The organism is Streptosporangium fragile, from assembly GCF_039534445.1.
GTDB lineage: Bacteria > Actinomycetota > Actinomycetes > Streptosporangiales > Streptosporangiaceae > Streptosporangium > Streptosporangium fragile.
The window spans coordinates 49,326-72,492 of the sequence record NZ_BAAAVI010000041.1 but is presented as its reverse complement, the minus strand read 5'-3'; the positions used below and the strand labels follow the sequence as shown (position 1 = coordinate 72,492).

The following is a 23,167-nucleotide window of genomic DNA, read 5'->3' as shown; positions in this document are numbered from 1 at the left end:
CGCATGGTGAGGGAGTACGGGAAGTACGAGAAGCTGAGGATCGACTGGGCGGCCGACGGGGTGCTCCGGATCGTGATCAGCGAGCCGCGCAGGCTCAACGCCGTCGACATGGCCGGCCACCGCGAGCTGGCCGAGATCTGGCGCGAGGTCGACCGCGACGACAGGGTGCGCGCCGTGCTCATCCGGGGCGAGGGCGAGGCGTTCTCCGCGGGCGGGGACCTGTCGATGATCGAGGAGATGGCGCGCGACCACGCCGCGCGCATGCGCGTCTTCACCGAGGCCCGCGACATCGTCTACAACGTGATCAACTGTTCCAAGCCGGTCGTCTCGGCCATCCAGGGGCCCGCGGTGGGGGCCGGGCTCGCCGTTGCCCTGCTCGCCGACGTCTCCGTCGCGGGCCGCACGGCGCGCATCATCGACGGTCACACCCGCCTCGGCGTCGCGGCCGGCGACCACGCGGCGATCGTCTGGCCGCTGCTCTGCGGCCTGGCCAAGGCCAAGTACCACCTGCTGCTGTGCGAGCCGGTGACCGGCGAGCAGGCCGAGGCGATGGGCCTGGTCAGCCTCTGCGTCGACGACGGGCTGGTCCACGACAGGGCACTGGAGATCGCCGTCCGGCTGGCCGGCGGCTCGGCTGAGGCGATCCGCCTGACCAAGTACTCCCTCAACAACTGGCTCCGTCTCGCCGGTCCCTCCTTCGACGCCTCCCTGGCCATGGAGTTCCTCGGCTTCACCGGCCCGGACGCCGCGGAGGGCGTGCGCGCCCTCCGCGAGAAGCGCCCGCCCCGCTTCGGCTGACCGTCCGGCCGTGCCGGCGTGGGCCCCGCCCACGCCGGCACCCGGGTCAGAAGCTCCTGGGAAGCCCGAGCACCTGGGTGGCGAGGTAGTTCAGCAGGAGTTCCTCGGTGACCGGGGCGACCTTGCCGATGCGGGCGTCGGCCAGCAGGCGGGCCACGGGGTACTCCAGCGAGTACGCCATCCCGCCGTGCGTCTGGAAGGCGTGGTCGGCCGCCTCCCAGGCGGCCTGGGAGGCGGTCAGCTTGGCGATGTTGGCCTCGGTGCCGCACGGCTCCTGCCGGTCGAACAGCCACGCGGCCTTGTACAGCATCAGCCGGGCCAGCTCGATCTTGGCCTTGACCTGGGCGAGAGGGAAGGCGATGGCCTGGTTGGCCCCGATCGGGCGGCCGAAGACCTCGCGTTCCTTGGCGTACTGCACGGCCACCCGCAGCGCGACCTCGGCGCCGCCGAGGGCGGAGGCGGCCAGCAGGATGCGCTCGGGGTTGAGGATGTCCCACAGCACCCGCGCGCCCTGGTCGACCTCGCCGACCACGTTGGCCGCCGGGACCCGCAGGTCGTCGATGAAGACCATGTTGGACGGGGTGGTGTTGGCGCCCATCTTCGGGATCGGCCGGAAGGAGAGCTGCCCGGCGGCGACGGCCTCGGGGACGTTCACCAGCAGGACCGTCAGGCCGTTGCTGCGCGGTGTGGCCTCGGCGGCCGGGATGGTCCGGGTGACCAGGAGCATCCAGGTGGCGCGCTGCACGCCGGTGATCCAGATCTTCTGGCCCTTGACGACGAACTCGCCGCCGTCGCGGCGGGCGAAGGTGGAGATGCCGAGGGCGTTGGACCCGGCGTCGGGCTCCGTCAGGGCGAAGCAGGTCTCCACCTCGCCGGTGGCGAGCTTCGGCAGCAGCTCGTCGCGTTGCCACGGGCTGCCGTGCCTGGCCAGGGTCAGGGCGCCGAAGCCGGGAGTGAGCACGTAGGTGAACGCCGAGCCGCCGGCGGAGCCGGACGCCGCCAGGGTCTCGGTGGCCACGGCCAGCTCCAGCAGGCCCTGGCCGCCCCCGCCGTACTCCTCGGGCACGGCCAGGCCGAGCCACCCGCCCTTGGCCAGCTCCGCCCACACCTCCTCCGGCCAGCGTTTCTCGCTCTCGCATCGCTGCCAGTAGTCCAGGTCGTAGCGCGCGCAGATGTCGGCGACGCCGCGTTGGACGGCGAGCGCGCTCTCCGGGAGGGTGAAGTCCACGGTGATCAACTCCATTCCAGTTGCGTGCGCAATAGTAGAACGAAGTTCGGTCAGCCTCCAGGGCTTCCGGTGATCAGGTCCGTGTGACGGCCTCCGCACGCGGCCTGCGCACGTGGTACACGAACGCCGGGGGAAGGTTGCCCCACACCGTCCGGCCCGCGACGACCTCCTCGAAGGTGTCGATCAGGCGCTTCCTGAAGCGCTGCGCCGGCGGCAGGCGCTTGGCGAAACTGTAGGCGAAGGTCGTGAAGGCCGTGTGCGGGCCCATGATGGCGATGACCGCGTCGAGCAGGCGTGCCTGCGTCTCGGCGGAGAACGCGGCCCAGGGAAGCCCGCTCACGATGGCGTCGGCCCGCTCGAAACCACGCTCCCGGAGCAACTGCGGCAGCCGTGCCGCGTCGTCGACCACCACGTCCACCCCCGGGTTCCGCGCCGCGAGGAACTCGGCCAGCCTGGGGTTGATCTCGACGGCCATATGGTGCCCCCGGCCGCCCAGCCTGCGCTGGATCTCCGCCGTGAACGCGCCCGTGCCGGGGCCGAGCTCGACGACCACCGGATCGCCCCGGTGGGGGACCGGCGAGGCCGCCGCCTGGGCGAGCCGCCGTGAACTTGGCGCCACCGCTCCGACGGTTCCCGGGGAACGGATCCACTGTCCCAGGAAGAGCGTGGTGTCATTGGTCATGAAGTGAAGAGTAGAGGGTTCGCGGGGCCCGGCGGCCCATCCGATAGGAGGAGACGGCGCCCTCCTCGGGGAGGACCGGGCGCCGGGCGGCTCCGGACCCGGGCGGCGGTGGTCGCGCACCGCACGGGCCCGGTCGACGCGGGCTTCCGCCCGGTGCGGAATCCGCCACGCGGCGGAGCGGGAGGTCACCCCGGAGGCTGACGACCCGGTGCGTGCCCTGCGACCACGATGTGTCCCGACCCCGTCACCCGCCACCGGAGGAAGGACACGTCTCATGCAGGAGGTCGTCCCCCCGACGCACGCGGTGCGGGGCCGTCCCGTCCCGGCGGGCCTGCTGTACGGCCTGCGCATCCTGGTCGTCGCCCATGCCGCCGGCCTCGTCGTCGCCGCCGCGTTCGCCGGCCGGGCCGTCCTCCCGCACGCAGGTCAGGTCGTTCAGGGCGGGGGAGGGCCGGCCGAGACCCACGTCATGGCCGGGATGGTGGTGCACCTCATCGCACTGCTGCAGATCGTCGCGGCCGTGCTGGTCTGGCGGCCCGGACGCGGTGCCGGCTGGCCCGCCCTGGTCAGCGTCGGCCTGTTCCTGATCGGCCTGGGCCGGCACATCAGCCGGGAGGTGCCCGGCACCCACGGGCCCGGCGGCCTGGCCCTGCTCGGGCTGACCGTGGCCGTGCTCGTCGTCTGGGCCTGGTCACCCGGCGCCGCCGTGCGCCGCTCCTGAGCCCGCGGGCGCCCGCCGCACGGCCTTCGGGCGGGGAAGCGGCGGCGTGGTCGCCCGCGAACGGGGGACGCCGGACCCTGCGCGGTTCGTCGGCCTTCAGGCGCCATCGTGGTCACGCGGTGGCGCCGCTCTCTTTCCCGCTGCTCCCCCTCTCGGAGACTTCCGGAACCGGGGGATTCCCGGGGCGCGGTACGGCTCACCGCCGTCCCACGCAGGTAGGGTCGGCATCAGACACGGGGAGGGAGACACACCGGTGAATCCGGAAGCATCGGCAGCCGAGCACCGCATCTGGACGGTTCCCAACGCGTTGAGCCTGGCCAGGCTCCTGGGCGTACCGGTCTTCCTGTGGCTGGTGCTGGGGCCGAAGGCCGACGGCTGGGCCGTCGCGCTGCTGATGCTGGCGGGGTTCTCCGACTGGCTCGACGGCAAGATCGCCCGTGCGTGGAACCAGACGAGCAGGCTCGGCCGCCTGCTGGATCCGCTGGCCGACCGCCTCTACATCCTGGCCACCCTCTTCGGCCTCGCCATGCGCGAGATCATCCCTTGGTGGCTGGCACTGGCCGTCCCGCTGCGCGACGTGATGCTGCTGGGCATCCCCGTCATCCTGCGCCGTCTCGGATACGGCCCGGCCCTGCCCGTGCACTTCCTCGGCAAGGCCGCCACCGCCAACCTGCTCTACGCCTTTCCCCTGCTCTTCCTCGCCCACCACGACGCCTGGTACGCCGACCCGGCCCGGATCGTCGGCTGGTCGCTCGCCATCTGGGGGACCGGCCTGTACTGGTGGTCCGGGGTGCTGTATTGGGTACAGGTGCGTCAGCTCGTAAGCGGGGCAAAACGCCTGAAGAGGTGATCTGTGAAGGCCGTCGTGATGGCGGGCGGGGAGGGGACACGGCTCCGGCCGATGACCGCGAACCAGCCCAAGCCTCTCCTACCTGTGATCAACCGGCCGATCATGGAGCACGTGCTGCGCCTGCTGAAGCGGCACGGCTTCACCGAGACCGTGGTCACCGTGCAGTTCCTGGCCGCCCTGGTGCGCAACTACTTCGGCGACGGCGACGAACTCGGCATGAGCCTCCACTACGCCACCGAGGACACGCCCCTCGGCACCGCGGGCAGCGTCAAGAACGCCGCCGACAAGCTCCGCGACGACCGTTTCCTGGTCATCTCCGGCGACGCGCTGACCGACATCGACCTGACCGACATGATCCGCTTCCACCGCGAGAACGAGGCGATGGTCACCATCGGGCTCAAGCGGGTGCCCAACCCGCTGGAGTTCGGCATCGTCATCGTCGACGACCACGGCCGGGTGGAGCGCTTCCTGGAGAAGCCCACCTGGGGCCAGGTCTTCTCCGACACCGTCAACACCGGCATCTACGTGATGGAGCCCGAGGTTCTCGACGAGATCGCCACCGGCGAGTCCGTCGACTGGTCGGGTGACGTCTTCCCCCGGCTGCTGGAGCGCGGCGCCCCCCTGTACGGTTACGTGGCCGACGGCTACTGGGAGGACGTCGGCACCCACGAGAGCTACCTCAAGGCCCAGGCCGACGTGCTGTCCGGCCGAGTCAAGATCGACGTCGACGCCTTCGAGCTCTCGCCCGGCATCTGGGTGGCCGAAGGCGCCTCGCTCGACCCCGACGCCGTCCTGAAGGGCCCCCTCTACATCGGCGACTACGCCAAGGTCGAGGCCGGGGCCGAACTGCGTGAGTACACCGTGCTGGGCAGCAACGCGGTGGTCAGGGAGGGCGCCTTCCTGCACCGCGCGGTCGTCCACGACAACGTCTACGTCGGCCCCGGCGCCCACCTGCGCGGCTGCGTGATCGGCAAGAACACCGACCTGATGACCGCCGCCAGGGTCGAGGAGGGCGCCGTCGTCGGTGACGAGTGCATCATCGAGGCGGAGGCGTACATCTCCTCCGGCGTCAAGATATACCCGTTCAAGACCATCGAGGCCGGCGCGGTGATCAACACCAGCGTCATCTGGGAGCCCCGCGCCCAGCGCAGCCTCTTCGGCCCCCGCGGGGTCAGCGGCCTGGTCAACGTGGAGATCACCCCCGAGCTGTGCGTGCGGCTGGCCAGCGCCTACGCCACCACCCTCAAGAAGGGCACCTCGGTCATCACCTCCCGCGACTCCTCCCGGGCCGCGCGGGCGCTGAAACGTGCCGTGATCAGCGCGCTGAACGCCAGCGCCATCAACGTGATCGATCTGGAGGCCTCCCCGCTGCCCGTGGCCCGCTTCCACACCGCCCGGGAGAACGCCGTCGGCGGCATCGCGCTGCGCACCACCCCCGGCGACCCGCAGAGCGTCGACATCGTCTTCATGGACGAGCACGGCGCCGACCTCTCCCCGCCGGCCCAGCGCAAGCTCGACCGGGTCTTCTCCCGGCAGGAGTTCCGCCGCGCCTTCCCCGGCGAGATCGCCGAGCTCAGCTTCCCCGCCAGGGCGGTGGAGGACTACACGCGCGAGCTGCTGCGCCTGGTCGACATCAGCGGGGTCCGCGACGCCGACATGAAGGTCGTCGTCGACTGCGCCGGCGGCACCTCCTCACTGGTGCTGCCCAGCCTCCTGGGCCGGGTGGGGGTGGACGTGCTCACCGTCAACAACCGCCTGGACGACGCCTCGCCCACCGAGACCCTCGCCGAGCGCCGCCGTGACCTGCAGCGTCTGTCGGAGCTCGTCAGCTCCTCGAGGGCGGCCTTCGGGGTCCGCTTCGACCCGGTGGGGGAGCGGGTCGCCCTGGTGGACGAGATGGGTCAGCTGATCAGCGAGGAGCGCGCCCTGCTGGTGGTGCTGGACCTGGTCGCGGCCGAGCGCCAGGGCGGGCGGGTGGCGCTGCCGGTCACGACCACGCGGGTGGCCGAGCAGGTCTGCAGGTTCCACGGCGTGCACGCGGAGTGGACCTCCACCGGGATCGACGCGCTCACCGCCGCGGCGCGGGGGCACGACATGATATTCGCGGCCGACGGGCGCGGCGGTTTCATCGTGCCCGAGTTCGGGCCCACGGTGGACGGCCTGGCGGTCTTCCTCCGCCTGCTGGGCCTGGTGGCCAGGACCCGCCTGTCGCTCAGCCAGATCGACGCCAGGATCCCCGAGGCCAAGCTCCTGCGCCGCACCGTGCCGACGCCCTGGGCGGCCAAGGGCGCGGTGATGCGCTCGGTCATCGAGGCGGCCGAGCACCACCGCATCGACACCACCGACGGTGTCCGGGTCGTCGCCGAGGACGGCGGCTGGGCCCTGGTGCTGCCCGACCCGGCCGAGGCCGTCACCCACCTGTGGGCCGAGGGGGCCGACGTGGACTCGGCGCAGGCCCTGATCGAACACTGGGCGCGGGTCGTGGAGGAGGCCGCCGGTGGCTGACGGCCTCCTCCACGACCCGGGCGGCCGCGCCGGGGTCCCGGGCGGCCGCGCCGGGGTCCCGGGCCGGTCCCGGGCGACCGCGCCGGGGCCCTGCCGATGTCGGGAACACCGCGCGGCACCATGGACCGGGGACGCCGCCCCCCTGTAACTTTGTCAGCGACCGTACCCGTGGTTGAGCGTCAGCCTTGACCTTCGCGTCTCATCGCTGTAAGTTGCGGCATTCGCAGTCTGAGATAATCCCTTGAGAAGCGAAGAAGCGAGGCGCGCGCATCACTAAGCACCGTTGCCGCGTCTTCGCGGTAGGAGGCCGAGCCGATCGATGCCGAGCGTCTACTGCACGCAGTGCGGTCATGCCAACCCTGAGGATGCCCGTTTCTGTTCCCGATGCGGGTCGCCGCTGACCAGGTTCGCCGACACACCCGGAGACAGCACCTCGACGATCTCCCTCTCCGGTATCGAGGCCTATGAGGCGGAGACCGGGGAGACGCTTCTCGCCGAGCGGCAGGCCGTTGAGCAGCTTCCTCCGGGCTCCGCGCTGCTGGTCGCCATGCGCGGCCCGAACGCGGGCAGCCGGTTCCTGCTGGACAGCGACCTGACCACCGTGGGCCGTCATCCCGACAGTGACATCTTCCTCGACGACATCACGGTCTCGCGCCGTCACGTGGAGTTCTACCGGCGCGGCGGCGGGGTGTTCACCGTGCGCGACGTCGGCAGCCTCAACGGCACGTACGTCAACCGTGAGCGCATCGAGGAGGTCCCGCTCTACGGCGGCGACGAGGTGCAGATCGGCAAGTTCCGTCTGGTCTTCCTGACCCGCGGCGCCGCGGGAGGATGATGAGCTCGCAGGCCGCCCGTGCGCACATGAGCATCGGGGAGGTGCTCGCCCTCCTGCAGGGCGAGTTCCCCGACGTCAGCATCTCCAAGATCCGTTTCCTGGAGGGCGAGGGCTTGATCGTGCCGGAGCGCAGTCCCTCCGGCTACCGCAAGTTCACCTACGCCGACGTCGAGCGGTTGCGCTACATCCTGCGGGAGCAGCGTGACCGCTACCTGCCGCTCCGCGTGATCAAGGACCGCCTGGAGGCGGCCGACCGTGAGCAGCGCCCGGTTGACCGGCCGCGGGCCCTTCCCAGCGACCCGCCCCCCGAGGTGCGCCTCAGCCGTGAGGAGCTGCTGGCCGCCGCCGAGATCGACGAGGAGACCCTTGCCGAGCTCGAAGACTACGGGTTGCTGGCCGCGGTGGCCCGCCACTACGACGCCGAGGCGCTGGCCGTGGCCCGCAGCGTCGGCGCCCTGGCCCCCTTCGGCCTGCGCGCCCGCCATCTGAGGGCGGTCAAGGCCGCCGCCGAGCGCGAGGCCGGGCTGGTGGAGCAGGCCGTGGCCCCGTTGCTCCGCCGCCGGGGGCCCGGCGCGATCGATCAGGCCGACGAGACGGCACGCGAGATCTCCGGCCTGCTCCTGGAATTGCACGCCTCCCTGCTGCGTTCCGGCGTCCGTGGGGTCCTGGGTCGGTGAGCACCTGACCAGGCACTCATGCCCCCACGAGTGTTACGTTGAACAAAACGGTCGGAATCCAGCGAAGACGGAGCAGCCCGTGTTGCAGATGGAGGTCGTGGGCGTTCGAGTTGAAATGCCCTCCAACCAGCCGATCGTCCTGCTCAAAGAGATGCATGGGGAGCGCTACCTGCCGATCTGGATCGGCATGACGGAGGCCACGGCGATCGCCATGGCCCAGGCCGAGGAGCCGCCTCCCCGGCCGCTCACCCACGACCTGTTCCGTGACGTGCTCGACGGGCTGGGCGTGCGCCTCAGTACGGTCAACATCGTCGCGTTGCGTGACGGGATCTTCTTCGCCGACCTCGTCTTCTCCAACGGCGTCGAGGTCAGCGCGCGTCCGTCCGACTCCATCGCCTTGGCGCTGCGCACCGGCGCACGTATCTTCGCAAGCGAGGAGGTGGTCCGGGAAGCAGGGGTGATCATTCCCGATGATCAAGAGGACGAGGTGGAGAAGTTCAGGGCATTCCTTGACAACATCACACCTGAGGACTTTGGTCGCGCAGGGTAGGAATTTCGGTGCATTTACGCTTCACGACGCGCCGGGTGGGGTCGTTGACTGGGCTTGGCACCGGTCCTACGGTGCAAGTGAAACCTGCGGCCGTGTGTAAACCCCCAGATCAGGCCGCGGGATGAGAGAAAGCCGGAGGTCCGCGTGGCGGTCAGCAGCGGCGAGGGTAGAAACGCCGATCAGGATGACCCGGAACGGCGCCAGTCGGCACGTCAGCGCGCGGGTGAAGAGGGTCTGCTGTTCGACGGGCGACCGGTGAAAGTGCCCGCCGACATCGGCTACCGGGGCCCGACGGCGTGCGCCGCGGCCGGCATCACCTATCGGCAACTCGACTACTGGGCGCGCACCGGCCTGGTCGAGCCCACCGTCCGGGCCGCTCACGGCTCCGGCTCCCAGCGCCTGTACGGCTTCCGCGACATCCTGGTGCTCAAAGTCGTCAAGCGGCTTCTCGACACCGGCGTCTCCCTCCAGCAGATCCGCATCGCCGTGCAGCACCTGCGTGACCGCGGCGTCAACGACCTCGCCGAGATCACCCTGATGAGCGACGGGGTGAGCGTCTACGAGTGCACCTCCCCCGACGAGGTCATCGACCTGCTCCAGGGCGGGCAGGGCGTCTTCGGCATCGCCCTCGGCCGGGTGTGGCAGGAGGTGGAGGGCTCCCTGGCGAACATCCCAGGCGAGCGGGCGGAACCGGCGAGCCCTTTAGGAGACCACGCCGATGAGCTGGCCCGTCGTCGCAGAGCACGACGAACCGGGTAAAGTTAACTCGCCACTGACTCTGCGCGGGAGAGACCCCGGCATGACCGGGGCGCCGAAGGAGCAACCTCCCCGGAATCTCTCAGGCACCCGTACCGCACGGACGAGGCAACTCTGGAAAGCAGGTGCGCTCGCCAGGCGCGTCTCACCGACGGTGAAAACCTCCCGGCAGGGCAGGTGAAACTCTCAGGTCGCGATGACAGAGGGGGAGATCCGGCCATATGTCCGCGCCCAGCGCCGGTCTCCACCGCCTCGGGAGGCTTTTCATGACCGACCTGTCACCGCTCGACGAGCTCGCCCCGCCGCCTTTCGCCAGCCGCCACATCGGGCCCGACGACGCGGGCCAGGCCCGCATGCTGGAGGCGGTCGGCTTCGCCTCCACCGCGGACCTGGTCGCGGTGGCCGTGCCGGAGGCGATCCGGGCCACCGAGCCGCTGGACCTGCCCCCCGCGGCGAGCGAGACCCAGGCGATCGCCGAGCTGCGCGTTCTCGCCTCGCGCAACACGGTGCTCACCTCGATGATCGGCCTGGGCTACCACGACACGATCACTCCGGCCGTCATCCGCCGCAACCTGCTGGAGAACCCGGGCTGGTACACCGCGTACACGCCCTACCAGCCGGAGATCTCCCAGGGCCGCCTGGAGGCCCTGATCAATTTCCAGACGGTCGTCTCCGACCTCACCGCGCTCGACGTCGCCGGCGCGTCGCTACTCGACGAGGCCACCGCCGCCGCCGAGGCCATGACCCTGGCCCGCCGGGCCGTCCGCACCTCGTCCAACGTCTTCGTGGTCGACGCCGACGCGCTGCCGCAGACCAAGGCGGTGCTGCGCACCCGCGCCGAGCCGCTCGGCATCGAGCTGGTCGAGAGCGACTTCGCCGGGGAGCTTCCCGACTGCTTCGGCGTGCTCGTGCAGTACCCCGGGGCCAGCGGCCGGATCCGCGACTTCCGCGCCGTCGCCGACGCCGCCCACGCCCGCGGTGCCCAGGTGGTCGCCGCCGCCGACCTGCTCGCCCTGACCCTGCTCGCCGCGCCCGGCGAGCTCGGCGCCGACATCGCGGTCGGCTCCTCGCAGCGCTTCGGCGTCCCGCTGGGCTTCGGCGGCCCCCACGCGGCCTACATGGCCGTCCGCGACGGTCTCCAGCGCCAGATGCCCGGCCGGCTGGTCGGCGTCTCCCAGGACGCCGACGGGCGCCCCGCCTACCGGCTCGCGCTGCAGACCCGCGAGCAGCACATCCGCCGGGAGAAGGCCACCAGCAACATCTGCACCGCGCAGGTGCTGCTCGCCGTGATCGCGGGCATGTACGCCGTCTACCACGGGCCCGAGGGCCTGCGCCGGATCGGCCGCCGCACCCACCGGCACGCCGTCGTGCTCGCCGAGGGCCTGCGGCAGGGCGGTGTCGAGATCGTGCACGACACCTTCTTCGACACCGTGCTCGCCAGGGTGCCGGGGCGCGCCGCCCAGGTCGTCGCCACGGCCCGGGACAACGGGATCAACCTGCGCCTGGTCGACGCCGACCACGTGGGCATCACCTGCGACGAGAAGACCGAGCTCATCCACCTGGAGGAGGTCCTGGCCGCGTTCGAGGTCAGCGGCGCCGTCCTGGCCGACCTCGACGCCGCCGCACACGACGCGCTCCCGTCCGACCTGGTGCGGGTGAGCGACTACCTGACCCACCCGGTCTTCCACAGCCACCGCTCCGAGACCGCGATGCTGCGCTACCTGCGCAAGCTCCAGGACAAGGACGTCGCGCTCGACCGGTCGATGATCCCGCTGGGCTCCTGCACCATGAAGCTCAACGCCACCACCGAGATGGAGCCCATCACCTGGCCGGAGTTCGCCGGGCTCCACCCCTACGCGCCCGAGGACCAGGCCCGCGGCTACCTCGAGCTGGTCGGGGAGCTGGAGTCCTGGCTGGCCCAGGTCACCGGGTACGACGCCGTCTCGATCCAGCCCAACGCCGGGTCGCAGGGCGAGTTCGCCGGGCTGCTGGCCATCCGCGCCTACCACCGGGCGCGCGGTGAGCAGGACCGCGACGTGTGCCTGATCCCCTCCTCCGCGCACGGCACCAACGCCGCCAGCGCCGTCATGGCGGGCATGCGCGTCGTCGTGGTCTCGTGCGACGACGACGGCAACGTGGACCTCGCCGACCTCACCGCGAAGGTCGACAAGCATCGCGACCGGCTCGCCGCGATCATGGTGACCTACCCGTCCACGCACGGCGTGTACGAGGAGACGATCGGCCGGGTCTGCGAGCTGGTCCACGAGGCCGGCGGGCAGGTCTACGTCGACGGCGCCAACCTCAACGCGCTGGTCGGCCTGGCCAAGCCGGGCGAGTTCGGGGCGGACGTCTCCCACCTCAACCTGCACAAGACCTTCTGCATCCCGCACGGCGGCGGCGGTCCCGGCGTCGGCCCGGTCGCCGTCCGCGCGCACCTGGCCGACTACCTGCCCGGCCACCCGCTGCGCGACGGCTCGGCGGTCGGCCCGGTCTCCGCCGCGCCGTACGGTTCGGCGGGCATCCTGCCCATCTCCTGGGCGTACATCCGCATGATGGGCGGCGACGGCCTGCGCGCGGCCACCGAGCAGGCCATCCTCTCGGCCAACTACCTGGCCCGCAGGCTCAGCCCCCACTACCCGGTCCTGTACACCGGCCGCGGCGGCCTGGTGGCCCATGAGTGCATCATCGACCTGCGCCAGATCACCAAGGAGACCGGCGTGACCGTCGACGACGTGGCCAAGCGGCTCGTCGACTACGGCTTCCACGCCCCGACGATGTCCTTCCCGGTGGCCGGCACACTGATGATCGAGCCGACCGAGAGCGAGGACCTGGCCGAGCTCGACCGGTTCTGCGACGCCATGATCGCGATCCGCGGCGAGATCGACAAGGTCGCCTCCGGGGCGTACGACAAGACCGACAACCCGCTGCGCAACGCCCCGCACACGGCCGACTGCCTGCTCGCCGACGAATGGGCCCACCCCTACACCCGGGCGGAGGCCGCCTACCCGCTGGGCTCCCTGCGCGAGAACAAGTACTGGTCGCCGGTACGCCGGATCGACCAGGCCTACGGCGACCGCAACCTGGTGTGCTCCTGCCCGCCCCTGGCCGCCTACGAGGACTGATCTCCCGGCGGGGACCGGCCGCAGATCCGCCCGGCATGCGGAGGGACGAGTGACGCCCCGAGTCGTTAGGCTCGGGGCGTCTCCTCACCCGGGAAGGATCATGCATGCCAGAGGTGGACACGCCTCCGTTGGAAACCGCGCGGAGATTGGCCGAGTCGGGCGATCTCGACGGCGCCGCCACGATCTTCGCTGAGCTCGTCGCCGACCCAGGCGGCCCCGACCTGGCCCAGGCCGCGGTGGGCCTGGCGGTGGTCCTGGAGGAGCGCGGGGACGTGCCCGGCTCCCGTGCGGCCGCGCGCACCGCGCTGGCGACCGGTCACCCCGAGTTCGCCGCCCAGGCCGCGTGCCTGCTCGCCGGGAGCTTCGAGCGGGAGGACCTGCCCGACCAGGCCAGGGCCGCCTGGCAGGCCGCGCTCGGCACCGGTAACCCCACCTACGTCCCGCTGGCGCACATGGCGCTCGCCAGGCTCGCCACGGGCACCGAGGAGGCCGAGCGCTCCCTGCGGGACGCCCTGGCCACCGGTGACCCGGAGATCGCCTCCGGCGCCGCCCAGCGGCTGGCGGAGATCCTCCTGGAGGAGGGCGAGGCGGGAGCCGCGGCCGAGGTCCTGCTGGAGGCGCTGTCGGTGCCCGGCGTGGCGGAGGCGTCGCGGCTGCGGGTGATGCTCGGCATCGTCCACCTGGAGCTGGCCTGCGCCGAGTTCTCCGGTGCGATCGAGGAGGGGTGCGACGCCGAGACCGGTGCGCTGGCCATCGAACTCCTCGCCCGTACGCTGCCGTTGCGCGGGCGCGACGAGGACGCTGAGCGTGTGTGGCGCTACGGCCTGGAGAGCCCCGACGAGGATCTCGCGGGCGAGGTCCGGCTCCGGCTCGACCGCGACCTCTGAGTTCCGGCCGCGACCGCTGAGGCCCGGCGGGCCGGGATCAGTCGCGGGCGCGCCAGCGGCCGAGGGCGTGGGCGACGTTGATCGCGACGATTCCTCCCCAGGTCAGCAGCAGCCCGGCGGTCCCGGCCTCTCCGGCGGCGATGCCGGTCAGCGGGATGCCCAGGCCCATCGAGCCGAGGGCGATCGCGAGCGAGCCGCCGTTCTTGCGCTGCCGGCCGGGCGCCGGGCCCCCGGCGGCGTGCATCTCCGCGCGCACGCGCTGGGCGATGGTCGCGTCGAGACGCGACACGAACGACTCGATGAGAGCGGCCTCGTACTCGGGGCCGAGGTGGCGCCGGGCCTCGACGGTGGCGCGCATGTCCTGACGGATATCGTGGTGGTCCTGCACGCTCCGATTGTTCACCCGCGCCCACCTGTTGACATCAGCCGTTAGGACGAGATCCGTGTCTGCTTCCGAGCCGGTGTCCCCCGCGGACACACCGACGACCATGGAGATCGCGACTCCGCACGGTCCTGCCGTGGCGGAGATCGACGAGGTGGCCGACCTTCGCTTCCTGCTCGTGCTGACCCACGGCTCGGCCGGGGGAGTGGACGCCCCCGACCTGCTGGCCGTACGGGACGCGGTCGTGAAGATCGGCGGAGTGGTCGCCAGGGTGCTCCAGCCGTTCCGGGTGCGCGGCGCCCGCGCACCGGGCCCGGCGGTCAAACAGGACGAGGCGTGGGAGGTGCTGGCGGCCGGGATCCGCGGGCGTTACCCGGGGCTGCCGCTCGTGCAGGGCGGGCGGAGCAACGGGGCCAGGGTCGCCTGCCGCACGGCGTCGCGGGTCGGGGCCGAGGCGGTCGTCGCGCTGGCGTTCCCGCTGCACCCGCCGGGCAGACCGGAGCGTTCCCGCGCCGGAGAGCTGCGCGCGGCGGGTGTCGACGTGCTCGTCGTCAACGGTGATCGTGATCCCTTCGGCGTTCCCGAGGCGGCGGACGCCGCCCGCCTGGTGGTGCTGCCGGGAGAGGGGCACGATTTCAAGAAAGACCCCGTACGGGTGGGCGGGGTCGTCGCCGACTGGCTCGATGTGAGGATGCGATCAGGCTCGGCGTGATGGGGCGGCGGTCAGGAGACGCCGGCCAGCGGCCGGTGCGGCTCGATGACGGCGCCGTTGGGAAGGAGCTCGCCGGTGTCCTCGAACAGCACCACACCGTTGCAGAGCAGGCTCCAGCCCTGCTCTGGGTGGGCCGCCAGGGTGCGGGCGGCTTCGCGGTCGAGTGCGTCAGCTGGCGGACAGGCCGGCTCATGCGGGCACATCGGCGTGCCTCCGGATCTCTCGTGTCGGCTCGCCGGAGTCGGCGTCGGGACAGGGGTCGGCATCGGATGTCCGGCGAGCACCGTCACCCATGGGACTCCGTTCCCACGCATGACGGGGGACGAGCAGGTGGATGTTGACATATGACTGTGCGTGCCCCGAACGGAGTGAGGCCGCACATCAAGTGTGTGACCGATCCCACTCCGGCGACATAGCCCGTTAGGACTGTTTGCGAACTGCGGGAGGGTCAGTCCGTTGGGATTCTGCCGGGGGTGTGACCTATTACACAGCATGCCTCATGTCACGATATCCGGCCAAGCGCGACACGCCGACCTGCGGATAAATGATCGGTCACAACTTGCTGACGTGCGTCAACGCCCCGTCAGGCCGGCCAGGAGCGCCTCCAGCCCCAGCTCGAAGTCGGCGTCCGCCTCCGGGCTGCCGCCGCCTCGGGACGGGGGGCGCCAGGGCTCGTCCCCGTCGCCCGACGGTTCGGCCCACCCCGACCGCTGGACCTCCACCGCCACCGCGCCGAAGACGTAGGCGCGCAGTGCCCGCACCGCGCCCGCCGGGTCGGCGAGCCCCGCCTCGGCCAGCTGCTCGGTCTGTTCTCTGATCGCGCTCGCCGCCCGCCCCTTCGGCGGTTTGGTCAGCGCGAGCGCCAGCACCCCCGGGTGCTCCCTGAGCGCGGCCCGGCTCGCCCGGCACCATGCTCGCGCGCTCTCCTGCCAGCTCCCGCCCGGTTCGACGTGGACGGCGGTGACGTGCTCGGCCAGCGCGTCCATGAGGGCGTCCTTGCCGCGGGGCAGGTGGTGGTAGATGGCCATCGCCTCGACCTGGAGCGCGTCGCCCAGCCGGCGCATCGTCAGCCGCCGCAGCCCCTGGCTGTCGGCGATGTGCAGTGCCGCGTCGATGATGCGCTCTCGGGACAGGGGGATGGGCGGTCGCTTGGCAGGCATGGCCCCCATCCTGTCACCGGTAACCTTACTGCGTAAAGGATGCCACGCCGGTCGCGCCGGTCCCCGAGTACCTGCGGCGGGGGCGGACGGCGTAGGCTACGAGCGGTGATCTGCCGGAGCAGGCCCGGCAACAGGCGAGAAAGGGCAGACGATGGCGTTTTTCCGACCGCGTGTGAGCCGGGAGGCGGAGGTTCGCCACCACGCCGACCAGGAGGTCGGGAAGAGCTTCCCCGAGCTCCTGGAGAAGGCGCGCGCCGCCGAGGCGGAGCTGCGCCGCGTACAGGCCGCCGCCGCTCCCGTCGAGGAGCTGCGGGCCGCCGGGCTGGCCTTCGACCGGGCGCTGACCGAGGCTCTCCGCGCCGCCGAGGCCAACCAGCGCGCCACCTTCGGGATCAAGGCGTACGACGACCGCCTCCGCCGCCGCAAGGGCAAGGCCACCCCGAAGGGCGCCGAGTGGAGCGCCGAGGTCGATCGGCTGCGCACCCTCCGCGAGCAGAACCGCCTGACCGGCATCGCCCGCGTTCCGCGCCCGGTCACCGCCACCGCCCGCTGACCCCGCACGGCCCGGGCGGGGCGGCCTTCCCCCTGTCCGGCCACCGCGTGCCGCCGTGGCGGGCGGCGAGGTGTCTCCCGTCCGGCCGGGCCGGCGACGCCCCCGGGCGCGTTCCGCCCCTGACGGGTCGTGCGGCGGGGCGGCGTGGGCCCCGCCCCGCGTCACTCCGCCGGTCTGACGCCCACGCCGATCAGCGAGGTGGCGTCCAGGGTGCGCAGCCCTCGCTCCCGGAGCAGTCCGGACAGGATGGTCCGGACGCGCTCGACCGCGGTGTCGTCCAGGCCGTTCAGCAGGCCCCGGAACCCGCTGCCGAGGATCAGGGTCCAGGCCAGGGAGTCGTCCAGCGGCAGGGACAGCGGTGACCGGGTGACCGTGACCCGCTCCAGGCCGAGGCCGGTCATCCACCCGCCGAGGCTCTCCTCGGAGTCGATGCGCGTCACCGAGTCACGGTTGTTCGGCGCCTGGCCGGGCGTTCCCCGGACCTTCTCGACCGCGGTGGAGAAGGCCCGGCCGAAGTCCTCCATCGCCCCTCTGGCCCAGGTTGTCACCACCAGCCGGCCGCCGGGCCGGAGCAGCCCGATCAGGCGGGAGACCGCGGCGTCCATGTCGGGGAGGAAGAAGACCCCGTGGACGCACTGCACCAGGTCGTACGGCTCGTTCCCGGCGGGCGCCCACGAGGTCACGTCGGCCCTGGTGAACACGAGGTTGCCGATTCCGGCGGCGGCGGCCCGGCGGCGGCCGTGCTCCAGCAGCGATCCGGCCAGGTCCACGGCGTCCACCCGGCCCTCGGGCCCGGCGGCGGCCGCGGCGGGGATCGCCGAGGAGCCGGCGCCGCAGCAGGCGTCGAGGACACGTTCGCCGGGGTGGATCCGCGCCGCGGCGACGGTGGCCGCACCGATCGGGTTCCAGAGCACCGGACCGAGCTCGGCGAACTCGGCGTCCGTGCTGTCGAAGACGGTTCCCACGTCGGCGGGTTTCAACGGCTTCTCCTGTCTGTCGTCCGGGAGTGGCCGCTCATCCTAATGTGGAAATGAAATTCATTGACGTGATCTCGCGGATGGCGAACATCCGGCCCCGCCGGGGCGTGGACCGGCCGCGCTAGCCGGGCGGCCGGCCGTCGGCGGCGATGCGGCGCAGCACGCGGTCGGCGATCGCGGTAAGGGTGTCGATCTCCTCGTCCGTCAGCAGGTCGACGAAGTGGCGCCGGACGGTCTCGGCGTGGCCGGGAGCGGCCTCCTCGATCGCCCGCAGACCCTCGCCGGTGAGCCTGATCACGGTGCCCCGGGCGTCGCCCGGGCACTCCTCCCGGGCGATCAGCCCGCGCTGTTCCATCCGGCGCATCTGGTGCGCCAGCCGGCTCCGGTCCCAGCCGATTCCCCGTCGCAGCTCGCGGGCGCGCAGCCGCCGCCCGGGAGCCTCCGACAGCGGCACCAGCAGGCTGTAGTCCGCGGGGGACAGTCCGGCCTCGTCGAGCTGCCTGCCCATGACGGCCTCCAGCCGCCGATTCATGTCCCGGAAGGCACGCCACATGCGCTGCTCGCGCTCGTTCAGCCACCGCGGGTCGGTCATCCCCCCATCGTAGCCCGGAATGTTGACGCATCAACGTATGTTCGATATGTATGTTGATGCATCAGCAAAATGTCGCGGGCGGCCCCGTCCCGAGCGGCCCGCCACAGCCGCCCTCCGCGGAACGGCCACCGCGACCCGTGAAAGAAGATCTCCCATGAGCAAACCCGTTCTCCAGATCGTCATCGGCAGCACCAGGCCCGGCCGGGTCGGTCTGCCGGTGGGCGAGTGGATCCTCGACGAGGCCGTCGCGCACAAAGGCTTCGAGCCCGAGCTCGTCGATCTGGCCGAGGTCGGCCTGCCCCTGTTCGACGAGCCGCACCACCCCCGGCTGCGGCGCTACGAGCACCGGCACACCAGGGAGTGGAGCGCCGCCGTCGACCGCGCCGACGCGTTCGTCTTCGTGATTCCCGAGTACAACCACGGGTTCAACGCGGCCATCAAGAACGCGCTGGACTACCTGCACCAGGAGTGGCAGCACAAGCCTGTCGGCTTCGTCAGCTACGGCGGCGTGGCCGCGGGCACCCGGGCGCTGCAGATGCTCAAGCCGGTCGTGGCGTCGCTGAAGATGGTCCCGGTGGTGGAGGCGGTGAACATCCCCTTCGTGCGGACGTTCCTCGACGACGAGCAGCGCCTGCGGCCCAACGAGGTCATGACGGCGGCCTCGGCCGCCATGCTCGACGAGCTCGCCCGCCTGGCTGTCGCGCTGCGCCCCCTGCGGGATCCGGACCTCGCCGAGGACTGAGGGGCCTGAAGGCCGCCCGCCGGGACGGCGCGTCCACCGGACGGCGGACGCGGCGAAGGGCGCCGCCGCGGACCGGAAGGTCTCGCGACGGCGCCCTTCGAAGCGGGGCCCGGTGATCCGTCCGGGCCGGACGGGCGGCTCAGCTGGCCCAGTCGAGCAGCGGCCGGGTGTTGCTGGGGTGGCGGAGCTTGGAGAGCGACTCCTTCTCGAGCTGGCGGATGCGCTCGCGCGTCAGGCCCAGGTGCTTGCCGATCTCGTCGAGGGTGTGCGGCTTGCCGTCGACGAGGCCGAAGCGCAGGGCCATGATCTTGGCCTCCCGGGGCGAGAGGTTGCCGAGCACGCCGCGCAGCTGCTCGCCGAGAAGCTGGCGGTCGACGACCTCCGACGCCTCGGGCGAGTCGACGTCCTCGATGAGGTCGCCGATGGTGGTCTCGCCGTCCTCGCCGATGGTGGCGTTGAGGCTGATCGGCTGGCGGCTGGTGCGCAGCAGCTCCTCGATCTGGTCGGGGGTCTTGTCCAGCTCGACCGCGAGCTCCTCCGGGGTGGGCTCCCGGCCCAGCCGCTGGTGCATGTCGCGCTCGACGCGCGACAGCTTGGAGAGCATCTCCAGGACGTGCACGGGCAGGCGGATGGTGCGCGCGGAGTCGGCGAAACCCCGCTGGATGGCCTGGCGGATCCACCACATGGCGTAGGTGGAGAACTTGTAGCCCTTGGTGTAGTCGAACTTCTCCACCGCCCGGATCAGGCCCAGGTTGCCCTCCTGGACCACGTCGAGCAGGGCCATGCCCCGGTCGGTGTACTTCTTGGCGACGGAGACGACCAGGCGGAGGTTGGCCTCCAGCATGTGGTCCTTGGCCCGGCGGCCGTCCTCGGCGATCCACTCCAGGTCGTCACGCATGGCCGCGGACAGGCCGGGCTCCGACTCGAGCTTGGCCTCGGCGTACAGGCCGGCCTCGATGCGCTTGGCCAGCTCCACCTCCTGGGCGGCGGTGAGCAGGGTGCGGCGGCCGATCGACTTCAGGTAGGTGTGGACCGAGTCGCCCATCACCGAGGACTGGTCGTCCAGGTCGAGCGCGGGCTCGGCCTCCAGGTCCTCCTCGGCGGCAGCCCACTCCTCGTCGTCGAGGTCGACCGCGGCGTCCTTGAACTCGTCGAGGTCCTTGGGCGCGGGCTCGGCCTGCGCCTTGGCCTGGGCGGTCCTCCGGGTCCCGGGCGCGGTGGCGGTCTCGGTGGCCTCCGCCTCCGGGGCCGCCGTCTTCGCGGGCGCGGCCTTCCTGGCGGGCGCGGCCTTGGCCCTGCGGGTGGCGGTCTTGCGGGTGGCGGTCCTGGCCGCGGACCTGCCGGCGGTCGCGCCGAGCGGGGGCTCGTTGTCGGCCGCCAGGCTGACGCCGGCCTCGGTCAGCTCGCGCAGGATCGCCCTGCCCTCGGTGGGGCTGACACCCGCCTCAGCGAAGGCGTGACGCAGCTCCGCGAGTGAAAGGTGGCCCTGGACTCGCCCTCGGTCAAGAAGCTGCTCGAGGGTCGTCGGGGCCTCTGACGAGGTCGCCACGGCGGTTTGGGGCATGAGGACACCTCCTCCATCACGGAGTCGTCTTCTTACAGATTGTCGGGGTGGGGCGGTCTGGGGGCCGCTCAGCGCACCAGTACCAATAACCCCTTGCAAGAACTTTCTGTTCCCGACTTGACGCGGAAAATATGATGGGTGGATCGCCGCGAAGGCGATCCACCCCTACAGAGCGCCGGGAAACGCGGCTATCGGTGCACTTCCAGCTGGCCCTCCCCCGCGGGCAGGGGGAATGGCTCCGCCTCCTCCAGGCGGTCTTCGGTCCAGTAGTCGAGGACCGCCCCCGAATCCGGGTTGACCTCCTCGGACACGATGTAATCCTCCGCGGGCGGAGTCTCCGGCGTCGAGGGCGACGGCTCCTCGCCGGGCGTGCTCCCGGGGGGCTCGGCGTCGTGCGGGGCCACGGAAGGCTCGGTGTCGTGCGGGGTCGTGCTCACCTTCGCGCCCGTGGATCTCCCGACCTCGGCCCCCCGGACGCCCGCCTCCGAGGCGGCCGCCGTGACGGAGACGCCGCCGGCGAGGACCACGCCGACGACCCCGGCGGAGACCAAGGTCTTGCGGGTCACCTTCATCGAGCTCGTCCCTCCTGTTCGGCTGTCCGTTGGACGCGCGGTGACGCCCTCACGGTTCCCCGACACGACCATAACGGAGCGCTTCGAGGTCTGGCTTGCCATTGACCAAAAGTGGTATTTCGGGCAGGACGACAAGCCTGGCGGGGGCCGCGTAGGAGGGCAGCCGCTCCTTGACGAAGGCGCGCAGCTCGGCCAGGGACGGGGGATCCGGCGACACGACGACGGCCACCACCCGCTCGCCCCACTCGGGATCGGGCTGCCCGACCACCACGGCGTCGGTGACGGCGGGATGGTCGGCCACGACGGCGGCCACCGCCGCGGCGACCACCTTCTCCCCACCGGTGTTGATCACGTCGTCGGCCCGCCCCAGCACGCGCAGCCGCCCGTCCTCCAGGGCGCCGAGATCGGAGGTGCGCAACCAGCCGCCGTCGAGCGCCGCCCCGGTGAGGTCGGGACGGAGCCGGTAGCCGGAGAACAGCATCGGCCCCGAAAGGCGGATCCGGCCGTCGTCGCCGATGCCGACCCGTACGCCGTCCAGCGGTTCCCCGTCGTAGACACACCCGCCGCAGGTCTCGCTCATGCCGTACGTGGTGACCACCCGGGCACCGGCGGCCCGCGCCGCCGCCAGCAGGTCCGCCGGGGCGGCGGCCCCGCCGAGCAGGATCGTCCGGAAGACCGACAGGTCCGCGTGGAGCAGCCGGCGCAGCTGCGTCGGCACCAGCGAGACGTGGTCGGCACCGCTGGCGAGCACCGCCTCGGGAGAGAACCCGTCGTGCACGATCGGCTCGGTCCCGCCCAGCAGCGATCGCACCAGCACCTGCAGTCCCGACACGTGCGAGGGCGGCAGGCAGCACAGCCAGCGCTCGCCCGGCCGGGCGCCCAGCCGGCGCAGCGAGGCCGCCGCGGAGGCGCGCAGCGCCGCGGCCGACAGCTGCACCCCCTTCGGGACGCCGGTCGACCCGCTGGTGGCGATGACCACGGCCACCTCGGCGGGGACGCCCACGCCGCCCTCGCGCCGCTCCCCGTCGACGTGGGTGGGACGCAGCGCGTCGAGCGTCGCCCGCAACGCCGGGGCGGGCAGCGCGGGGGAGAGGGGCAGGATGGCGGGGCCGTCGCCGCCGAGCGCCGCGCCGACCAGGCGGAACAGCGCGGGGCCGGGCGCGGACACGACGGCGTGCAGCTCCCGGGGAGCGGAAGGCCACTCCTCGTGTACAGGAACGGTCACCATGGTCGTAAGGTTAGTGCCGGAAGCCGGACAACAGCCGGGGACGGCCCCCGGCACAGCGGAGGGGGCGGAGCGATCGTGGGCACGGAGCGGGTCGAGCCGGGCGCGGCGGAGCAGGTGGCGGACGGGGCGGTTCCGGAGCGGGGCGGAGCGGTCGACTGGAAGCGGTCCGGTCAGTACGAGGACATCATCTACGAGACGGCCGAGGGCATCGCGAAGATCACGATCAACCGGCCGGAGCGGCACAACGCCTTCCGCCCGACGACGCTCTTCGAGCTCAGGGACGCCTTCAACGTGGCCCAGGAAGACTCCGAGATCGGTGTGATCATCTTCACCGGCGCCGGCGACCGGGCCTTCTGCTCCGGCGGTGACCAGAAGATCCGCGGCGACGACGGCTACGTCGACAAGTCCACCCCGCACGTGGGCCGCCTCAACGTGCTCGACCTGCAGGTCCAGATCCGCCGCTGCCCCAAGCCGGTCATCGCGATGATCGCGGGCTACGCCATCGGCGGCGGCCACGTGCTGCACGTCTGCTGCGACCTGTCCATCGCCGCCGACAACGCCGTCTTCGGCCAGACCGGCCCCAAGGTCGGCTCCTTCGACGGCGGCTACGGCTCCTGGCTGCTGGCCGAGACCGTCGGCCTGAAGCGGGCCCGCGAGATCTGGTACCTGTGCCGCCAGTACGACGCGCAGACCGCGCTCGACTGGGGCCTGGTCAACGCGGTCGTCCCGCTCGCCGAGCTGGAGGCCGAGACGGTCAGGTGGGCCAGAGAGCTGCTGGAGAAGTCCCCGCTGGCGTTGCGCATGCTCAAGGGCGCGCTGAACGCCGTGACCGACGGGGCCGCCGGCATGCAGCAGTTCGCCGGTGACGCCACCCTGCTGTACTACATGAGCGAGGAGGCGCAGGAGGGCCGCGACGCCTTCAAGGAGAAGCGCGCCCCCGACTTCAGCCGGTTCCCGCGCCGCCCCTAGGGTCCACTCCCGCGCCGCCCCTAGGGTCCACTCCCGCGCCGCCCCGTCCCGGCCGCTCCCGCCGCGCCCCGTCCCACCGGCCCCGCGCGGCCGCGACCGGCCGGG

Annotated in this window: 24 protein-coding genes and 1 riboswitch; of the genes, 14 read left to right on the top strand and 10 right to left on the bottom strand. The window is 71.9% G+C overall.

The window, feature by feature from the left end:
* Nucleotides 1-3 precede the first annotated feature (3 nt).
* Nucleotides 4-798 (top strand): enoyl-CoA hydratase/isomerase family protein, encoded by a 795-nt coding sequence (locus tag ABD841_RS25310; protein WP_344976695.1) that lies wholly within the window; start codon nucleotides 4-6, stop codon nucleotides 796-798.
* Nucleotides 799-844: 46 nt separating this feature from the next.
* Here the strand turns inward: ABD841_RS25310 and ABD841_RS25305 are convergent, their stop codons facing one another.
* A complete protein-coding gene (locus ABD841_RS25305) occupies nucleotides 845-2,041 on the bottom strand; it encodes an acyl-CoA dehydrogenase family protein (RefSeq protein WP_344976692.1) in 1,197 nt (398 codons plus the stop codon).
* A 58-nt stretch (nucleotides 2,042-2,099) separates the two neighbouring features.
* On the bottom strand, nucleotides 2,100-2,708 hold the full coding sequence (locus ABD841_RS25300; RefSeq protein WP_344976689.1) for a class I SAM-dependent methyltransferase: 609 nt from the start codon (nucleotides 2,706-2,708) through the stop codon (nucleotides 2,100-2,102).
* Nucleotides 2,709-2,982: 274 nt separating this feature from the next.
* Between ABD841_RS25300 and ABD841_RS25295 the strand changes: the two genes are divergently transcribed.
* The 9 genes from ABD841_RS25295 (at nucleotide 2,983) to ABD841_RS25255 (ending at nucleotide 13,611) form a co-directional block, all read left to right on the top strand.
* Entirely contained in the window at nucleotides 2,983-3,429 is a 447-nt protein-coding gene (locus ABD841_RS25295; RefSeq protein ID WP_344976687.1) for a hypothetical protein, read from the top strand.
* Between the two features lie 253 nt (nucleotides 3,430-3,682).
* The gene (gene clsA / locus ABD841_RS25290) at nucleotides 3,683-4,279 is read left to right on the top strand and encodes a cardiolipin synthase ClsA (protein ID WP_344976684.1); all 597 of its coding nucleotides are present in this window, start codon (nucleotides 3,683-3,685) and stop codon (nucleotides 4,277-4,279) included.
* Nucleotides 4,280-4,282: 3 nt separating this feature from the next.
* On the top strand, nucleotides 4,283-6,784 hold the full coding sequence (locus ABD841_RS25285; protein ID WP_344976681.1) for a sugar phosphate nucleotidyltransferase: 2,502 nt from the start codon (nucleotides 4,283-4,285) through the stop codon (nucleotides 6,782-6,784).
* Nucleotides 6,785-7,103: 319 nt separating this feature from the next.
* Entirely contained in the window at nucleotides 7,104-7,619 is a 516-nt protein-coding gene (locus ABD841_RS25280) for a double zinc ribbon and FHA domain-containing protein (protein WP_344976678.1), read from the top strand.
* A 26-nt stretch (nucleotides 7,620-7,645) separates the two neighbouring features.
* The gene (ftsR, locus tag ABD841_RS25275; RefSeq protein WP_425582037.1) at nucleotides 7,646-8,296 is read left to right on the top strand and encodes a transcriptional regulator FtsR; all 651 of its coding nucleotides are present in this window, start codon (nucleotides 7,646-7,648) and stop codon (nucleotides 8,294-8,296) included.
* 79 nt (nucleotides 8,297-8,375) lie between these two features.
* A complete protein-coding gene (locus ABD841_RS25270; protein ID WP_344976673.1) occupies nucleotides 8,376-8,846 on the top strand; it encodes a bifunctional nuclease family protein in 471 nt (156 codons plus the stop codon).
* A gap of 144 nt (nucleotides 8,847-8,990) precedes the next feature.
* The gene (locus tag ABD841_RS25265) at nucleotides 8,991-9,605 is read left to right on the top strand and encodes a MerR family transcriptional regulator (RefSeq protein ID WP_344976670.1); all 615 of its coding nucleotides are present in this window, start codon (nucleotides 8,991-8,993) and stop codon (nucleotides 9,603-9,605) included.
* Between the two features lie 14 nt (nucleotides 9,606-9,619).
* Nucleotides 9,620-9,710: riboswitch (glycine riboswitch) on the top strand.
* A gap of 158 nt (nucleotides 9,711-9,868) precedes the next feature.
* The gene (gene gcvP / locus ABD841_RS25260; RefSeq protein ID WP_344976668.1) at nucleotides 9,869-12,724 is read left to right on the top strand and encodes an aminomethyl-transferring glycine dehydrogenase; all 2,856 of its coding nucleotides are present in this window, start codon (nucleotides 9,869-9,871) and stop codon (nucleotides 12,722-12,724) included.
* Between the two features lie 104 nt (nucleotides 12,725-12,828).
* Nucleotides 12,829-13,611, top strand: coding sequence for a tetratricopeptide repeat protein (locus ABD841_RS25255; protein ID WP_344976665.1), 783 nt, complete (start codon nucleotides 12,829-12,831; stop codon nucleotides 13,609-13,611).
* A gap of 37 nt (nucleotides 13,612-13,648) precedes the next feature.
* Here the strand turns inward: ABD841_RS25255 and ABD841_RS25250 are convergent, their stop codons facing one another.
* Nucleotides 13,649-13,999 (bottom strand): hypothetical protein, encoded by a 351-nt coding sequence (locus ABD841_RS25250; protein WP_344976662.1) that lies wholly within the window; start codon nucleotides 13,997-13,999, stop codon nucleotides 13,649-13,651.
* Between the two features lie 100 nt (nucleotides 14,000-14,099).
* On the opposite strand from ABD841_RS25250, the gene ABD841_RS25245 reads away from it, so the two are divergent.
* Nucleotides 14,100-14,705 carry an alpha/beta hydrolase family protein gene (locus ABD841_RS25245; protein WP_344976660.1) on the top strand — a complete coding sequence of 202 codons (606 nt, stop codon included), beginning with the start codon at nucleotides 14,100-14,102 and terminating at the stop codon, nucleotides 14,703-14,705.
* An 11-nt stretch (nucleotides 14,706-14,716) separates the two neighbouring features.
* Here ABD841_RS25245 and ABD841_RS25240 read toward each other — a convergent pair whose 3' ends face one another.
* Nucleotides 14,717-14,908, bottom strand: coding sequence for a DUF5999 family protein (locus ABD841_RS25240; protein WP_344976657.1), 192 nt, complete (start codon nucleotides 14,906-14,908; stop codon nucleotides 14,717-14,719).
* Between the two features lie 369 nt (nucleotides 14,909-15,277).
* Entirely contained in the window at nucleotides 15,278-15,865 is a 588-nt protein-coding gene (locus ABD841_RS25235) for a TetR/AcrR family transcriptional regulator C-terminal domain-containing protein (RefSeq protein ID WP_344976654.1), read from the bottom strand.
* A gap of 151 nt (nucleotides 15,866-16,016) precedes the next feature.
* Between ABD841_RS25235 and ABD841_RS25230 the strand changes: the two genes are divergently transcribed.
* A complete protein-coding gene (locus ABD841_RS25230) occupies nucleotides 16,017-16,418 on the top strand; it encodes a hypothetical protein (RefSeq protein ID WP_344976651.1) in 402 nt (133 codons plus the stop codon).
* A 161-nt stretch (nucleotides 16,419-16,579) separates the two neighbouring features.
* Here ABD841_RS25230 and ABD841_RS25225 read toward each other — a convergent pair whose 3' ends face one another.
* Together ABD841_RS25225 and ABD841_RS25220 are read right to left on the bottom strand one after the other, a co-directional pair.
* Nucleotides 16,580-17,398, bottom strand: a complete 819-nt coding sequence (locus ABD841_RS25225) for a class I SAM-dependent methyltransferase (protein WP_344976649.1) — start codon at nucleotides 17,396-17,398, stop codon at nucleotides 16,580-16,582.
* Nucleotides 17,399-17,516: 118 nt separating this feature from the next.
* Nucleotides 17,517-17,987 carry a MarR family winged helix-turn-helix transcriptional regulator gene (locus ABD841_RS25220; RefSeq protein ID WP_344976646.1) on the bottom strand — a complete coding sequence of 157 codons (471 nt, stop codon included), beginning with the start codon at nucleotides 17,985-17,987 and terminating at the stop codon, nucleotides 17,517-17,519.
* 154 nt (nucleotides 17,988-18,141) lie between these two features.
* On the opposite strand from ABD841_RS25220, the gene ABD841_RS25215 reads away from it, so the two are divergent.
* The gene (locus tag ABD841_RS25215) at nucleotides 18,142-18,729 is read left to right on the top strand and encodes an NADPH-dependent FMN reductase (protein WP_344976643.1); all 588 of its coding nucleotides are present in this window, start codon (nucleotides 18,142-18,144) and stop codon (nucleotides 18,727-18,729) included.
* A 139-nt stretch (nucleotides 18,730-18,868) separates the two neighbouring features.
* On the opposite strand, the gene ABD841_RS25210 is transcribed toward ABD841_RS25215, so the two are convergent.
* The 3 genes from ABD841_RS25210 to ABD841_RS25200 form a co-directional block, all read right to left on the bottom strand.
* Nucleotides 18,869-20,293 (bottom strand): RNA polymerase sigma factor, encoded by a 1,425-nt coding sequence (locus ABD841_RS25210; protein WP_344976640.1) that lies wholly within the window; start codon nucleotides 20,291-20,293, stop codon nucleotides 18,869-18,871.
* A 188-nt stretch (nucleotides 20,294-20,481) separates the two neighbouring features.
* Nucleotides 20,482-20,865 carry a hypothetical protein gene (locus ABD841_RS25205; RefSeq protein ID WP_344976637.1) on the bottom strand — a complete coding sequence of 128 codons (384 nt, stop codon included), beginning with the start codon at nucleotides 20,863-20,865 and terminating at the stop codon, nucleotides 20,482-20,484.
* Nucleotides 20,866-20,914: 49 nt separating this feature from the next.
* A complete protein-coding gene (locus ABD841_RS25200; RefSeq protein WP_344976635.1) occupies nucleotides 20,915-22,093 on the bottom strand; it encodes an AMP-binding protein in 1,179 nt (392 codons plus the stop codon).
* Between the two features lie 114 nt (nucleotides 22,094-22,207).
* Here ABD841_RS25200 and menB point away from each other — a divergent pair, with 114 nt between their 5' ends.
* The gene (gene menB, locus ABD841_RS25195; RefSeq protein ID WP_344976736.1) at nucleotides 22,208-23,062 is read left to right on the top strand and encodes a 1,4-dihydroxy-2-naphthoyl-CoA synthase; all 855 of its coding nucleotides are present in this window, start codon (nucleotides 22,208-22,210) and stop codon (nucleotides 23,060-23,062) included.
* Nucleotides 23,063-23,167 lie beyond the last annotated feature (105 nt).